We start from the raw sequence: 15,547 nt of genomic DNA, 5'->3' as shown, positions 1-15,547 counted from the left end.
TGTCCGGTGCAGTGCCATGCAGTCGTGTGCAGTGCCGTGCCGTGCCGTGCAGTGCCGTGCAGTCCCGTGCGGTCCACCGGGCCCAACGGGTCCGGGCCGTCCACCGGGCCCGGCAGCGAGAAGCGCCCCGCCATCGATCCCCCCACGGGCCGACAGCGAGGCGCTTCCCATATCCCGGAGCGGATTCCCCCCACGGGATCCGGCCGGGCGTCTGTGGGAGCCGAAGCTCCTTGAGCGTTCCCCACTCCTGCGCACGGGCGATTTCCGCCCGCTCTGTGCTGCGGTCTTCACCTGTACTTCCGGTGCGATCTGCCGGGGTACGTACGCACGGGAGGGCCGCTCAAAGCTCCCCGGTGCACGTGCCCCGGCCAACGCTTGCCCGAAGCGTCCCCCAAGACACTTCAACGGACGTCCCCCAAGACATCCTTGGCATCGCACTCTTAGACTCGCGAACCCACCGGATGGTTACCCTGAAATCGGTGTGATCTAAATCTCTTTGTGGATGTTACGTGAAGGCACGCAACCGCAGGCTGTTCGTTACGACGAAGACCGATGAGAACGCCATCGCCGCTCCCGCAATCATAGGGTTGAGCAGGCCAAATGCCGCAAGGGGTAGGGCTGCAACGTTATAACCGAATGCCCAGAAGAGGTTTCCCCTGATGGTGGCCAGGGTGCGCCGGGACAGCCTGATCGCATCGGCTGCCACCTTGAGATCTCCACGAACGAGGGTGAGATCGCCGGCTTCGATCGCGGCGTCCGTTCCGGTTCCCATCGCCAGGCCGAGATCGGCGGTGGCCAGGGCGGCCGCGTCGTTGACGCCGTCGCCGACCATGGCGACGGCGTGCCCCCCGGCCTGGAGCTGTTCGATGGCGTGGACCTTCTCCTCGGGCAGGACCTCGGCGTGGACCTCGTCGATCCCGACGGCCCGGGCCACGGATTCCGCCACGGCCCGGTTGTCACCGGTCAGCAGGACGGGACGGAGACCGAGCGCGCGCAGTGCGGCGATGGCGTCGGCGCTGGACTCCTTGACCGCGTCGGCGACGGCGAGGACGCCGCGCGCCCGCCCGTCCCAGGCGACCGCGATCGCCGTACGGCCCCGGGCCGCCGCGTCCGCCACCGCACCGGACAGTGCCCCGGGGACGGCGATGCCCGCGTTGGCGAGTAGCTGCTCGCGGCCGACGAGGACGGCGTGGCCCTCGACGATCCCCTGGACGCCGAGTCCGGCGATGTTGGCGAAGTCCTCGGGCACGGGCAGGGCGGCGCCGGTGCGTTCGGCGGCTCCGGTGGCGACGGCCTGGGCGATGGGGTGCTCGGAGGAGTGCTCCAGGGCGCCGGCCAGTCGCAGAAGCTGGTTCTCGTCGGTGCCGGGCGCGGTGTGTACGTCCAGCAGGGTCATCCGGCCGGTGGTGACGGTGCCGGTCTTGTCGAGGACGATCGTGTCGACGCGGCGGGTGGTTTCCAGGACTTCCGGGCCCTTGATCAGGATGCCGAGCTGGGCGCCGCGCCCGGTGCCGACCATGAGGGCGGTCGGGGTGGCGAGGCCCAGGGCGCAGGGGCAGGCGATGATCAGTACGGCGACGGCGGCGGTGAACGCGGCCGTCACGTCGCCCGTGACGAGCAGCCACACGATCAGGGTGGCCAGCGCCAGCACCAGTACCACGGGGACGAAGACCGCGGAGATCCGGTCGGCGAGCCGCTGCACCTCGGCCTTGCCGCTCTGTGCCTCCTCGACGAGCTTGGCCATCCGGGCCAGCTGGGTGTCGGCGCCGACCCGGGTCGCCTCGACGACGAGCCGGCCGGAGGTGTTCACGGTCGCCCCGGTGACGGCGTCGCCGACGCCGACATCGACGGGTACGGACTCGCCGGTGAGCATGGAGGCGTCCACGGTCGAGGCGCCCTCGACGACGGTGCCGTCGGTGGCGATCTTCTCGCCGGGGCGGACGACGAAGCGGTCGCCGACGGTGAGCCGGCCGGTGGGGACGCGTACCTCCGTACCGCCCTTGAGGACGGTGACGTCCTTCGCGCCCAGGTGCAGCAGCGCCCGCAGGGCGGAACCGGCCTTCCGCTTGGACTTCGCCTCCAGGTAGCGGCCCAGCAGGATAAAGGTGATGACACCGGCGGCGACCTCCAGATAGATGGTGGAGGAGGCTCCGTCGCGCGAGACGGTGAAGTCGAAGCCGTGCCGCATCCCGGTCATGCCCGCCGTGCCGAAGAACAGTGCCCACAGGGACCAGCCGAAGGCGGCCAGGGTGCCGATCGAGACCAGGGTGTCCATGGTGGCCGCGCCGTGCCGGAGGTTGGCCCAGGTCGCGCGGTGGAAGGGCAGCCCGCCCCAGACGACGACGGGGGAGGCGAGAGTGAGGGAGAGCCACTGCCAGTTGTCGAACTGAAGGGCCGGGACCATCGCGAGCACGACGACGGGGATGGCGAGGGCGGCCGAGACGATCAGGCGCTGACGCAGCGCGGCGAGCGCGGCGGCGGCGCTCCGCTCGGCCGGGTCGCGGGCATCGGCATCGGCATCGGTATCGGCGGCGGCGTCGGCGGCGTCGGCCGGGGTGCTGTCGGCTCCGGTTCCGGCTCCGGTGCCGGTTGTGACTCCGGTGCCGGCTTCCGTGCCGCTGCCGCTGGATCCGCCCTCGACGGTGTCCGTGGGTGCGGTGGGTGCGGTGGGTGCGGCGGGTGCGGCGGGCGCCGCCGGTCCGGGGCTGTGGGCGGGCCGCGCCGTGTAACCGGTCTTCTCGACCGTGGCGATCAGGTCCGCGAGGCCGGTCCCCGGACCGAAGGAGACGCGGGCCTTCTCGGTCGCGTAGTTCACGCTGGCGGTGACGCCGTCCATCCGGTTGAGCTTCTTCTCGACGCGGGCGGCGCAGGAGGCGCAGGTCATCCCGCCGATCGTGAGCTCTGCCCGGGAAGTCTCCGCTGCCGGGGTCTCCGTCTCTGTTGCGCTGTGCATGTCCGAACTCCTGAAACGCCGACCGGGCCGTACCCCACCAGTATCTGCTGGTCGGTCCGGCCCGGAGGGCAAAGGGGGGTGATACGGGTGTATCCGGCGTATCGGGTGAGCCCGATGGTGTTCAGGCCCGGCCGACGAGCTCGTAACCGGCCTCGTCCACGGCGGCGCGCACGGCGTCCTCCGCCAGCGGGGCATGGGAGACGACGGTCACCTGGCCGGTGGAGGCGACGGCCTTCACCGAGGTGACACCCTCGATGCTGGAGATCTCCTCGGAGATGGCGCCCTCGCAGTGGCCGCAGGTCATGCCGGACACCTGGTAGACGGTGGTCACCGCGCCCGCCGCGTCGCCGCTGTCCGCGCCGTCGTGGCAGGAGCCGCTCGGTGAGCAGCAGGAACCGGTGGCCTGGGGGAGCTGGGTCTCGGCGGTCATGGTGTTCTCCTCTTGGGTGGGCGCGGAAGGCTGTGGTGTCGGGAACCCGGGAGATCCGGTGTTCCTCGACGGTCATCACACTATACCCCTAGGGGGTATGAATGCGAGCGCCCCGCCATCCCTCGCGCGCAGGGCGCGCCGACGACCGCGGCCGGGCCGGCGCGACGGGCGCGATCACGTCCGTGCCGCCCACCAGGAGGGGTATGAACACCGGGAGGGGTGTGAACAGAAAGACCCCACGCCCCGCGGACACGTGCGGCGCGGGGTCGCGGGAGACGGGAGGGAGGGGCGGTCCGCGGCGTCACGCCGCCGGAAGGAGGAGGGGTGTCGCGCGGCTCGGCCCCGCGTGCCAGAGCGCCGACCAGGTGGCCGGGGTGACCAGGCCGTCCGGGGTGAGCGGCGGGTGGTCCGCCTGGAAGCGCTGTACGGCGAGGAGGGTCCGCACTCCGAAGGTTCCGTCGACCGCGGACCAGGGCAGGTAGTGGCGGTTGGCCAGCATGCACTGCACCTGGGAGACCCGCTCGCCCCGCTCGCCGTAGCCGGTCGGACCGTCGCCGTCGTAGAAGACGCAGACCGGGCTGGAACCGGGCGGGGGCAGCGGGTTGCGCTCGTCGGCCGAGGCGCCCGGGGCCGCGGCGAGGGCGACGGCCAGGGCGACCGCGGCCAGGGCCGGGGCCCCGGCCGTCCTGCGGGACGACAGCATCTTCCGGATCATGGTGAGTTGCTCCTCGTGCGGCATGGCGGGGTGCGCGACGAGGGCCGCGCGCCGGCTTCTCACCGAGGACACCACCGCGTACCGCCGCTACGTCACATCCCGGAGCCGTTCGGCGTGTCACGGGCCCGGTGCGGGCCGCCGCAGGAGCGGAGGAAGTCCCGGGTGCGGCGGGCGATGGGGAGGGGCTTGTCGGGCGGGCAGGGATACATGTCCTGCTCGACGATGGCGAAGAGGTCGACGTCCAGCTTGCGGGCGGCGTCGAGTACGGGTTCCAGCGCGGGCACCCCGTGCGGCGGTTCGCACATCACGCCGCGCGCCACGGCGGGCCCGAACGGCACCTCGTCCGCCACGACTTCGGCCAGGACCTCCGGATCGACCTGCTTGAGGTGCAGATAGCCGATCCGTTCGCCGTAGGTCTCGATCAGCTCGACGCTGTCGCCGCCGCAGTAGGCGTAGTGGCCGGTGTCGAGGCAGAGCGAGACCAGGCCGGGATCGGTGGCGTCGAGGAAGCGGGCGACGTTCTCCGCGTCGTCGATATGGGTGTCGGCGTGCGGATGGACGACGATGCGCAGCCCGAACCGGTCTTGCACCTCGCGGCCCAGCCGCTCCGTCAGGGTAGTGAGGTCGCGCCACTGTTCCGCGGTGAGCTCGCGGTCCTCCAGGACTTCGCCCGTCCTGTCGTCGCGCCAGAACGACGGGATGACCACCAGATGCCCGGCGCCCATCGCCCGGGTGAGTGCCGCGATGTCGGCGACATGCGCCCAGGTCCGGTCCCAGACGCCGGGGCCGTGGTGCAATCCGGTGAAGACGGTCCCGGCCGAGACCGCGAGTCCGCGGCGGCCGGTCTCCTCGGCGAGGCGGGCCGGGTCGGTCGGGAGGTAGCCGTACGGGCCGAGCTCGATCCACTCGTAACCCGCCGTCGCGACCTCGTCGAGGAAGCGCTGCCAGGGCACTTGCCGCGGATCGTCGGGGAACCACACCCCCCACGAGTCGGGTGCCGAACCGATGCGGATACGGGGCGGAGCCGCTGCGGAGGAGGTCATGCCGCCCAGCGTCCCGGCCCCGAGGGGGCGGTGTCAATGATTCGTCCGTATGTCCGGACAAAGCGTTGACAGGGGTACGGGGGAGGGCTAGACCTGGGAACAGCCGCCCGGCCGCCGGTCGAAGGGACGCAGATGCCTGAGCTGTACGACGTGATCACCATGGGCCGGATCGGTGTGGATCTCTACCCCCTGCAGACCGGTCTGCCCCTGGCCCGGGTCGACACCTTCGGGAAGTTCCTCGGCGGCTCACCCACCAATGTCGCCGTCGCGGCGGCCCGGCTCGGCCGGCGGACCGCGGTGGTGACCCGCACCGGCCGGGACGCCTTCGGGGAGTATCTCCACCAGCAGTTGCGGGAGTTCGGGGTGGACGACCGGTGGGTGACGCCCGTCGACGCCTATCCGACGCCGGTCACCTTCTGCGAGATCTTCCCGCCCGACGACTTCCCGCTCTACTTCTACCGCCGCCCCAAGGCCCCCGACCTGGAGATCCACACGTCGGAGCTGGACCTCCACGCCATTCGTTCGGCCCGGGTCTTCTGGATGACGGGCACCGGGCTGTGCGCCGAGCCGAGCCGTTCCGCGACCCTCGCGGCACTCCACGCCCGCGACCGGTCCGGCATCACCGTCTTCGACCTCGACTGGCGCCCGATGTTCTGGGACGCCGGCTCCGCCACCCCCACCGCCCGCTACCGCGAGGCCCTCGCCCGTGCCACCGTCGCCGTCGGCAACCTCGACGAGTGCGAGATCGCGACCGGCGAGCGCGAACCGTACGCGGCCGCACGCGCCCTGATCGCCGCGGGTGCCGAGCTGGCCGTCGTCAAACAGGGCCCCAAAGGCGTCCTCGCCGTCCACCACGACGGCACGGTGGCCGAGGTGCCACCGCTGCCCGTCGAGGTCGTCAACGGCCTCGGCGCCGGTGACGCCTTCGGCGGGGCGCTCTGCCACGGGCTCCTCGCCGGCTGGGAGACCGCCCGCGTCATGCGGTACGCCAACGCCGCCGGTGCCATCGTCGCGTCCCGGCTCGCCTGCTCGCCCGCCATGCCGTTCCCGTACGAGGTCGAAGCGGCCCTGACCGCGGGCGCCGTCACCCCCCGCCCCGCCGGAGCCACCCCATGACACCCCCGGCCTCCTCGGTCTTTGAACTCGTCCAGCTGCGCATGCGCCACCCCGAGGCCGTCGCCGAGGCCGCCGCGCGCCGCCGCAGACGGCCCCTCGTCGACGACGGCGGCCGCCTGATGATCATCGCGGCGGACCATCCGGCCCGTGGCTCCCTCGCCGTCGGCGACCGCGAACTGGCCATGGCCAACCGCTTCGAGCTCCTCGAACGGCTCTGCCTCGCCCTCGCCCGCCCCGGCGTCGACGGCGTCCTCGCCACCGCCGACATCCTCGACGACCTGCTGCTCCTCGGGGCGCTGGAGAACAAGGTCGTCATCGGCTCGATGAACCGCGGCGGCCTCGCGGGCGCCGCCTTCGAACTCGACGACCGGTTCACCGGCCACCGCCCCGAGGACCTCGCCCGGCTCCGTTTCGACGCGGGCAAGCTGCTGCTCCGCATCGACTACGGCGACCCCGGCTCGCTCGACACCATGCACGCCACCGCCCGCGCCATCGACGCCATGGCCGCACACCGGCTGCCGGTCTTCGTCGAACCGTTCCTCTGCCGCCGCACGGACGGCCGGCTCCGCAACGACCTCGGTGCGGAGGCCGTCACCACCTCGATCGCCATCGCCTCGGGGCTGGCCGGGACGTCCGCGTACACCTGGCTCAAGGTCCCCGTCACCGAGAACCCCGACGACATGGCCCGGGTGATGGCGTCCTCGACGCTGCCCGCCGTGCTGCTGGGCGGCGAGGTGGGCGACGACCTCGACGGCGCGTTCGAGAAGTGGCGCACGGCGCTGCGACTGCCCACCGTCCAGGGGCTGGTGGTGGGGCGTTCGCTGCTCTACCCGGCCGACGGGAAGGTGGCCGCGGCCGTCGACACGGCCGTATCGCTGCTGGAACCCGGAGAAACGGGCGGGGACCGGGTATCGGGTAGGGGATGGGTATGACGATGTACGACGGAGAACCCCGAGAAGCCCGAGAACGCCAAGAACGCCGGGAACGCCGAGAACGCCAAGAACGCCGGGAACGCAGCCACCACCTCCGCGCCGGGTCCGCGGCGAGCGGCCCCTACACCCTGGACATCGGCCCGGAGCGCGCCGGCTGGGACCGGTCGAGCCTGCGGGTGCTGGAGCTGGGGCCGGGCGGAGTTCACACGCTCGTCACCGGAGAGAGCGAGTGGATCATCCTGCCGTTGACCGGTGGCTGTACGGTGCACACCTCAGATGAGATCTTTGAACTGCTGGGCCGGGAAGGCGTGTTCAGCGGCGTATCCGACTTCGCCTATGTACCGCGTGACGCCCGTGCACAGATCGCCTCCGGCGCAGGGGGCCGCTTCGCCCTGGCAGGAGCGAAGTGCGAGCGACGACTCCCCGCTCGCTACGGCCCCGCGCCGGAGGTACCCGTCGAGCTGCGCGGCTCCGGGAACTGCTCCCGCCAGGTCAACAACTTCGCCGCCGCCGACACCTTCGAGTGCGACCGGCTGATCGCCGTCGAGGTCCTCACCCCCGGCGGCAACTGGTCGTCCTACCCGCCGCACAAACACGACGAGCACCGCCCCGGTGCCGAATCCGTGCTGGAGGAGATCTACTACTTCGAGGTGGAGCGCGACGGCCTCGGCTACCACCGGGTGTCGCCGTCCCGGGCCGGCGGCACGGACGTTCTCGCCGAGGTCCGCAGCGGCGACGCGGTCCTCATCCCCGACGGGTGGCACGGCCCGTCCATCGCCTCCCCCGGCCGCACCCTGTACTACCTCAATGTGATGGCGGGCCCGGGGGAGCAGCGGGAGTGGCTGATCACCGACCATCCCGACCACCGCTGGATCCGCGACACCTGGCCGGCCCTGCCGGTGGATCCCAGACTCCCGCTGTACGGGACGGAGGCGACCGCATGAGCGCACCGCGTACCCGCAGACTGACCACCGCCCAGGCCCTGGTGTCCTTCCTCTCCCGCCAGTACACCGAGCGCGACGGCCGACGGCAGCGGCTGATCGGTGCCACCTGGGGCATCTTCGGCCACGGCAACGTCGCCGGAGTCGGCCAGGCGCTCGTCGAGTCCGGCCGTGCGATGCCCTACCTCCAGGGCCGCAACGAGCAGGCCATGGTGCACGCCGCCGTCGGCTACGCCCGCCAGTCCGGGCGGCTGTCCGCGCACGCCGTCACCACCTCCATCGGCCCCGGCGCCACCAACCTCGTCACCGGCGCCGCCCTCGCCACGGTCAACCGCCTCCCCGTCCTCCTCCTGCCCGGGGACACCTTCGCGACCCGGCCCGCCGACCCCGTGCTCCAGCAGCTCGAAGTCCCGGCCGCGGGCGACATCTCGGTCAACGACTGCCTGCGCCCCGTCTCCCGCTACTTCGACCGGATCACTCGCCCCGAGGCCCTGATCCCGGCCGCGCTCCAGGCCATGCGGACCCTCGCCGACCCGGCGGAGACCGGTGCCGTCACCCTGGCGCTGCCCCAGGACGTGCAGGCCCAGGCGTACGACTGGCCGGAGGAGTTCTTCGCCGAGCGCGTCTGGTACGTACGCCGCCCCGCCCCCGATCCGCATGAGCTCGACCGGGCGGTACGGGCCGTGCGCAGCGCCCGCCGGCCGCTGATCGTGGCGGGCGGCGGTGTCCATCACAGCGCGGCGGAGGAGACCCTCGCCGCGTTCGCCGCCGCCACCCGTATCCCCGTCGCCGCCACCCAGGCCGGCAAGGGCTCCCTGCGCCACGACCACCCCGCCGACGTCGGCGGCATCGGCCACACCGGCACCGCGACCGCCGACGAACTGGCCCGCACCGCCGACCTGGTGATCGGCATCGGCACCCGCTGCTCCGACTTCACCACCGCCTCCGCCACGCTCTTCCAGAACCCGGCCGTCCGCTTCGTCGGCCTCAATATCACCGACTTCGACGCCCACAAGCTCGGCGCGCTCCCGCTCGTCGCCGACGCCCGCACCGCCCTCGAAGCCCTCACCGCCGCGCTCGCCGCGCAGGGTCACCGCGTCGACCCGGCCTACGAGACCGAGTACACCGAGGCCAAGGCGGAGTGGGAGCAGCGCGTCACCGACGCGTTCGCCGCCGACGACCCGCACGCCCGCCCCACCCAGGCACAGGTCCTCGGCCTCCTCGACGCGCTGGTCACCGAGGACGACATCCTGATCAACGCGGCCGGTTCGCTCCCCGGCGACCTGCACAAGCTCTGGCGGACCCGGTCCCCGGACCAGTACCACGTCGAGTACGGATACTCCTGCATGGGCTACGAGATCCCGGCCGCGATCGGGGTCCAGCTGGCCGCCCCCGGCCGCCCCGTCTGGGCCCTCGTCGGCGACGGTACGTATCTGATGAACCCCACCGAGATCGTCACCGCCGTGCAGCAGGAACTCCCCGTGAAGCTGGTCGTCCTCCAGAACCACGGCTACGCGTCCATCGGCGGCCTCTCCGAGACGGTCGGCGGCGAGCGCTTCGGCACCGCCTACCGCCACCGCGCCGCGGACGGCGCCTTCACCGGCCCCCCGCTGCCCGTCGACCTCGCGGCCAACGCCGGCTCGCTCGGGATGCGGGTGCTGCGCGCCCAGACCGTGCGTGACCTGCGCGAAGCCCTGGCCGAGGCACGTGCGGCGGACCGTCCCACTTGTGTCTACGTCGAGACCGAAACGGCAGACACAGTGTCGGGGTCCCCTCCGGCGCAGGCGTGGTGGGATGTTCCCGTAGCCGAAACGGCCACCCGGCCGTCGGCCGTGAAAGCCCGCGAAGAGTACGACCGACACGTCGCCGACCGACGCCGCCACCTCTGAAGACGCCACTGAAGGAGTTCTGTCATGAAGACCGTCAACCACTGGATTGGTGGCAAGACCGTCGAGGGCGCGTCGGGCAACTACGGCCCGGTCACCGACCCGGCCACCGGTGCCGTCACCACCCAGGTCGCGCTCGCCTCCCTCGAAGAGGTCGACGCCGCGGTGGCCGCCGCCAAGGACGCCTACGCCACCTGGGGCACGTCCTCGCTGGCCGCCCGCACCGCGGTCCTCTTCCGCTACCGCGCGCTGCTCGACGCCCACCGCGACGAGATCGCCGCGCTGATCACCGCCGAGCACGGCAAGGTGCACTCGGACGCGCTGGGCGAGGTCGCCCGCGGTCTGGAGATCGTCGAGCTGGCCTGCGGCATCACCACCCAGCTCAAGGGCGAGCTGTCCACCCAGGTCTCCAGCCGGGTCGACGTCTCCTCGATCCGCCAGTCGCTCGGTGTCGTCGCCGGTATCACCCCGTTCAACTTCCCGGCCATGGTGCCGATGTGGATGTTCCCGCTCGCCATCGCCTGTGGGAACACCTTTGTGCTCAAGCCCAGCGAGAAGGACCCGTCGGCCGCCAACCTGCTGGCCGAGCTGGCCGCCGAGGCCGGTCTGCCGGACGGCGTGCTGAACGTCCTGCACGGTGACAAGGTCGCCGTCGACGGGCTCCTCGCCCACCCCGACGTGGCCGCGGTCTCCTTCGTGGGCTCCACCCCGATCGCCCGGTACATCCACACGACCGCCACCGCCAACGGCAAGCGCGTCCAGGCGCTCGGCGGTGCGAAGAACCACATGCTGGTGCTGCCGGACGCGGACCTCGACGCCGCGGCCGACGCCGCCGTCTCCGCCGCGTACGGCTCCGCCGGCGAGCGCTGCATGGCGATCTCCGCGGTCGTCGCGGTCGGCTCCGTCGCGGACGAGCTCGTCGCCAAGATCAAGGAGCGCGCCGAGAAGATCAAGATCGGCCCCGGCAACGACCCGGCGTCCGAGATGGGCCCGCTGATCACCGCCGCCCACCGCGACAAGGTCGCCTCCTACGTCACGGGCGCGGCCGCCCAGGGCGCCGACGTCGTCCTCGACGGCACGGGCTTCACCGTCGAGGGCTTCGAGGACGGCCACTGGATCGGCCTCTCCCTCCTCGACAACGTCTCCACCGACTCGGACGCGTACAAGGACGAGATCTTCGGCCCGGTCCTGTGCGTCCTGCGCACCGAGACGTACGAGGAGGGCGTCGCCCTCATGAACGCCTCGCCGTTCGGCAACGGCACCGCGATCTTCACCCGCGACGGCGGCGCCGCCCGCCGCTTCCAGCTGGAGATCGAGGCCGGCATGGTCGGCGTCAACGTGCCGATCCCGGTGCCGGTCGGCTACCACTCCTTCGGTGGCTGGAAGGACTCCCTCTTCGGCGACCACCACATCTACGGCAACGACGGCGTGCACTTCTACACCCGCGGCAAGGTCGTCACCACCCGCTGGCCGGACCCGGCCGACGCCCCGGCGGGCGTGGACCTGGGCTTCCCGCGCAACCACTGATCCCCTCGGTCGCCCGGCCCCGACGGCCCGTACGGAAGCTCCTTCCGTGCGGGCCGTCGCCGTGCCCGCCGATACCGCCCTGACATGCCGCTGACGCCGGGCGCACATGCCCGTACCACCGCTCCGACGGCGCTGGACTGCTCTCGTGCTCGTCGACTGGAATGGAGCAGGCACCCACGGAACGCGGTACGGGGGCTCTTGCGGAGGCTCGACGTGGCGGAGGCGATGGCAGTGAGTGCGGTGGACGAACGCCCTTCGGGGCCCGGGACGGCGGGCGCCACCACGGTGGTGGACGACCTGCTCGATCTGGCCCGGTCCGAGCGGCGGCAGGCGTTGGAGGACCTCGTCGTCGCCGAGTTCAAGATCGTGCTTCTCATGGAGGACGACGACGAACTCCCTCTGGACGAGAGCTACTTCGATCTGGGGCTCACCTCTCTGACGATCACCGATCTGAAGCAGAGCCTGGAGTCGATGATCGGGCACGAACTCAGCGCGAGCCTGCTGTTCAACAGCCCCACCGTGGGCCAGCTGATGGACCACATCTGCGACGAGCTGCTCCCCGGTCTGTTCCGCCCCGCGAGCGTGTCCGGTCCCGCGGGCGTGTCCGCGCCCGCCGAAGGGCCCGCGTCCGCCGCTGCCACCGGCCCGGCCGGCCCCTCGGCGGACGACCTGGTCGACGAAGCCCTCAAGAACCTCTACCAGGGGTAGGAGACATGGCAGATCCGGACGACGCGACGACCACCGACCGCGCCCTGAAGCAGGCTCACGAAGAACTGAGCAGACAGCGCGAGCTCCTGAAGGAGCTGCTGCGGGAGAAGTACGAGCCGATCGCGATCGTGGGTGTCGGCCTGCGCTTCCCCGGCGGGAACAACTCCCTGGAGGAATTCACCGAGTTCCTGCGCGAGGGGCGCAGTGCCATCGGCCCGCTCCCGAAGGACCGCTGGGACGTCGAGGCATACGCGTCCGGCGAGGGCCGGGGCGTCATCCGGACCTCGGGCGGCGGATTCCTCGACGGCCTCGAACGCTTCGACCCCAAGTTCTTCAAGACGGCCCCCGCCGAGGCGCACTGCCTGGACCCGCAGCAGCGGCTGGTGCTGGAGACCGCGTGGGAGTCCCTCGAACACGCCGGGATCGACCCGACGGCGCTGCGGCACGGCAACGGCGGCATCTACGTGGGGGCCAGCTCCCTCGACTACGTGATGGAGATGGACGAGCTCGCGGACGACGAACTGGACGGCCGGATAGCGGCCGGAGTCTCGCACGCGGGCATCTGCGGCAGGCTCTCGTACTTCCTCGGCTGGCGCGGCCCCTCCATCACCGTGGACACCGCCTGCTCCGCCTCCCTCGTCGCACTCCACCTCGCCGTCCAGGGGCTGCGCCACCGCGAGTGCGACATCGCCCTGGCCGGCGGGGTCAACGCCATCCACCACCCCCGCAGCACCGCGCTCTTCTCCGATCTGACCGCGCTCTCGCCCGACGGCCGGTGCAAGACCTTCGACGATGCGGCCGACGGCTACGGCCGGGCCGAGGGCTGCGGCATGATCGTGCTGAAGCGGCTGTCGGACGCCCGGCGCGACGGCGACACCGTCCTGGCACTCGTCCGGGGCAGCGCCGTCGGGCAGGACGGCGAGAGCGCCGGCCTCACCGTGCCCAACGGCGCCGCCCAGGAGAACCTGTTGCGCCGGGCGCTCGTCAGCGCCCGGCTGGAGCCCGGTGACATCCAGTACGTGGAGGCGCACGGCACCGGAACGCCCCTCGGGGACCCGATCGAGATCGGCGCGATCAGCGAGGTCTTCGCCGACTCGCACAGCAGGAACGACCCGGTGATCGTCGCCTCGGCCAAGACCAACGTCGGGCACATGGAGCCGGCGGCGGGGATCGGCGGTGTCATCAAGGCCGTTGCCCAGCTGCGCAGCGGCGAGATCTTCCCGCACCTCAACTTCGACAAGCCCTCGACCCGCATCCCCTGGGAGGTCTCCCCGGTCGAGATCCCCACGAAGACCCGCCCCTGGAAGTCCGGCACCCGGCGGGCAATGGTCAACTCCTTCGGCTTCGCGGGCACGTTGGCGTCCGCCGTACTGGAAGAGGCGCCGCCCGCCGCGGACGATCGCGCCCACGAGCAGGACGCGCCGGCTGGGGCGGCGGACGAGCCCGGCGGTCATGTCTTCACGCTGTCCGCCAAGTCGGCCCGGTCGCTCGCCCTGCAGATCGAGCGCTATCAGCGGCTGCTGGCCGACCGCCCCGATCTGCCGGTCGCCGCCCTCTGCTACACGGGCAGCACCGGGCGTGCCCATTTCGACCACCGGATCGCCGGAGTCGTCCGCGACCACGCCGGGCTCGCCGCGCTGCTCGCCGACCGGGCCGCCCGGTCGGCGGCCGCGGCAGGGTCCGCGACGGTCAGGCCGGAGGCCGTCCGCAAGGCGGTCTTCCTGTTCACCGGGCAGGGCGCGCAGCACCCGGGCATGGGCCTGGCCCTGTACGAGCGGCACCCGCTCTTCCGCCGGACCGTCGACGAGCTGGACGAGCTGTTCGCCCCGCATCTGGGCCGGTCCATCCGGGAGTTGATGTTCGGCCGTACCGAGGACTCCGCCGAGCTGCACCGCACCCGGTACACCCAGCCCGCCCTGTTCGTCCTGGAGTACGCGCTGGCGCGGCTCTGGCTGTCCTGGGGGGTGCGGCCCTCCGCCGTCATCGGGCACAGCATCGGCGAAGTGGTCGCCGCAGCCGTCGCCGGGCTCTTCACCGTGGCCGACGCGGTCCGGCTGGTCGCGGTCCGGGCCCGGCTGATGGACTCGGTCACCGCACCCGGCGGCATGGCGGCCGTCGGCGCCGGTGCGGAGACGGTCACCGCCCTGGTGGAGCCGTACGACGACCTCGCCGTGGCCGCGTACAACGCACCGGCGCAGTGCGTCATTTCGGGAGGTGCCGCCTCGCTGGACGCGGCGACCGCCGAGCTGTCCGCCCGGGGCGTACGGGTCAAGCGGCTGCCCGTCTCGCACGCCTTCCACTCGCCGCTGATGGGCGTGGTCACCGAGGAGTTCCGCGCGGCCTTCGACGGCATCACCTTCCACGAGCCCGAGTTCACCCTGATCTCCAACCTCACGGGCCAGGTGGCCCGGTGGCGGGACATCTCCAAGCCCGACTACTGGGTACGGCACATCGCCGAACCGGTGGACTTCGCGGCCGGCATGCGGACCGTGGCCCGGCGCGGCCGGCACGCGTTCATCGAGATCGGGCCGTCCGCCACCCTGTCCTCGCTGGCCAAGGAGAACCTCGACACCCCGGGCAGCGACACCTGGCTGACCAGCCTGCGCCCCGCCCAACAGGACGATCTGGCCCTGCTGTCGTCGGTGGCCAAGCTGTACGCGGCCGGATACCCGGTGTCCTGGACCGGCTTCCACGCGGAGCGGCGGATGCGCCGGGTGGTGCTGCCGGGCTACGCGTTCGACCGCCAGGAGTACTGGCTCCGGTCGGCCAACCCCCGCCGCCCCTCGCCCAGGACAGCACTGGGCGGGCAGGAGAGCGGAGCCGGGGGCGGCCCGGCGGACGGTGCCCCGGCCGGGTCCGCCGCCGGGTCCGCCGCCACCGGCCCGGCGGAGCTGGACACCGGACGGCTGCTCTCCATGGGCCAGGCCGAACGCCTCGCCGCCCTCACCGGACACATCCGCGCGCTGATGGCCTCCGAGCTTCAGTTCGACGACCCCGCGGAGATCGAGCCCGGTGCGCACTTCCTCGACCTGGGCCTCGACTCGCTGGCCGCCGCCCGGCTCAGCGGGCGGCTGGGCACCGCGCTGGGCCGCCGGACCACGGTGTCCGAGGTCATGGACCACCCCAGCGCACGCTCCCTGGCCGAGTTCGCCGAGCAGCGGCTGACCTCGGACTGAGAGCCTGTCGGGGGGGGGGGGGGGGGGGGGGGGGGGGGGGCGGGCGCCGCCCCCCCCCCCCCCCCCACCCCCCCCCCCCCCCCCCCCCGGGCGGGACACCCACGGGGACGCGACGCGCGG

The 15,547-nt window shown here is 72.2% G+C and carries 11 protein-coding genes; 7 read left to right on the top strand and 4 right to left on the bottom strand.

Features of this window, described 5'->3' with window-relative positions:
• Nucleotides 1–505 precede the first annotated feature (505 nt).
• The 4 genes from ACF08M_RS01355 to ACF08M_RS01340 form a co-directional block, all read right to left on the bottom strand.
• On the bottom strand, nt 506–2,953 hold the full coding sequence (locus ACF08M_RS01355; RefSeq protein WP_392183184.1) for a heavy metal translocating P-type ATPase: 2,448 nt from the start codon (nt 2,951–2,953) through the stop codon (nt 506–508).
• Between the two features lie 121 nt (nt 2,954–3,074).
• A complete protein-coding gene (locus tag ACF08M_RS01350; protein ID WP_392183183.1) occupies nt 3,075–3,383 on the bottom strand; it encodes a heavy-metal-associated domain-containing protein in 309 nt (102 codons plus the stop codon).
• Between the two features lie 301 nt (nt 3,384–3,684).
• On the bottom strand, nt 3,685–4,161 hold the full coding sequence (locus tag ACF08M_RS01345; protein ID WP_392183182.1) for a peptidoglycan-binding protein: 477 nt from the start codon (nt 4,159–4,161) through the stop codon (nt 3,685–3,687).
• A gap of 29 nt (nt 4,162–4,190) precedes the next feature.
• Complete coding sequence (locus tag ACF08M_RS01340) at nt 4,191–5,141, bottom strand: sugar phosphate isomerase/epimerase family protein (protein WP_392183181.1); 951 nt, start codon at nt 5,139–5,141, stop codon at nt 4,191–4,193.
• Nucleotides 5,142–5,273: 132 nt separating this feature from the next.
• On the opposite strand from ACF08M_RS01340, the gene iolC reads away from it, so the two are divergent.
• The 7 genes from iolC (at nt 5,274) to ACF08M_RS01305 (ending at nt 15,427) form a co-directional block, all read left to right on the top strand.
• A complete protein-coding gene (gene iolC, locus ACF08M_RS01335; RefSeq protein WP_392183180.1) occupies nt 5,274–6,257 on the top strand; it encodes a 5-dehydro-2-deoxygluconokinase in 984 nt (327 codons plus the stop codon).
• Nucleotides 6,254–7,189 carry a deoxyribose-phosphate aldolase gene (locus ACF08M_RS01330; RefSeq protein WP_392183179.1) on the top strand — a complete coding sequence of 312 codons (936 nt, stop codon included), beginning with the start codon at nt 6,254–6,256 and terminating at the stop codon, nt 7,187–7,189. The genes iolC and ACF08M_RS01330 overlap by 4 nt, the downstream gene beginning before the upstream one ends.
• Complete coding sequence (gene iolB, locus ACF08M_RS01325; RefSeq protein WP_392183178.1) at nt 7,186–8,133, top strand: 5-deoxy-glucuronate isomerase; 948 nt, start codon at nt 7,186–7,188, stop codon at nt 8,131–8,133. The genes ACF08M_RS01330 and iolB overlap by 4 nt, the downstream gene beginning before the upstream one ends.
• Nucleotides 8,130–10,019: a 3D-(3,5/4)-trihydroxycyclohexane-1,2-dione acylhydrolase (decyclizing) gene (iolD, locus tag ACF08M_RS01320; RefSeq protein WP_392183177.1), complete on the top strand. Its 1,890-nt coding sequence runs from the start codon at nt 8,130–8,132 to the stop codon at nt 10,017–10,019. The genes iolB and iolD overlap by 4 nt, the downstream gene beginning before the upstream one ends.
• Nucleotides 10,020–10,043: 24 nt before the next feature.
• Nucleotides 10,044–11,543 carry a CoA-acylating methylmalonate-semialdehyde dehydrogenase gene (mmsA, locus tag ACF08M_RS01315; protein ID WP_392183176.1) on the top strand — a complete coding sequence of 500 codons (1,500 nt, stop codon included), beginning with the start codon at nt 10,044–10,046 and terminating at the stop codon, nt 11,541–11,543.
• Nucleotides 11,544–11,756: 213 nt separating this feature from the next.
• Nucleotides 11,757–12,251, top strand: a complete 495-nt coding sequence (locus tag ACF08M_RS01310; protein ID WP_392183175.1) for an acyl carrier protein — start codon at nt 11,757–11,759, stop codon at nt 12,249–12,251.
• Between the two features lie 5 nt (nt 12,252–12,256).
• Nucleotides 12,257–15,427 carry a type I polyketide synthase gene (locus tag ACF08M_RS01305; RefSeq protein WP_392183174.1) on the top strand — a complete coding sequence of 1,057 codons (3,171 nt, stop codon included), beginning with the start codon at nt 12,257–12,259 and terminating at the stop codon, nt 15,425–15,427.
• Nucleotides 15,428–15,547: the final 120 nt, after the last annotated feature.

Source organism: Streptomyces sp. NPDC015032 (genome assembly GCF_043080425.1).
GTDB lineage: Bacteria > Actinomycetota > Actinomycetes > Streptomycetales > Streptomycetaceae > Streptomyces.
The sequence above is the reverse complement of the archived record's forward strand: the minus strand, read 5'-3'. Positions and strand labels throughout refer to the sequence as shown.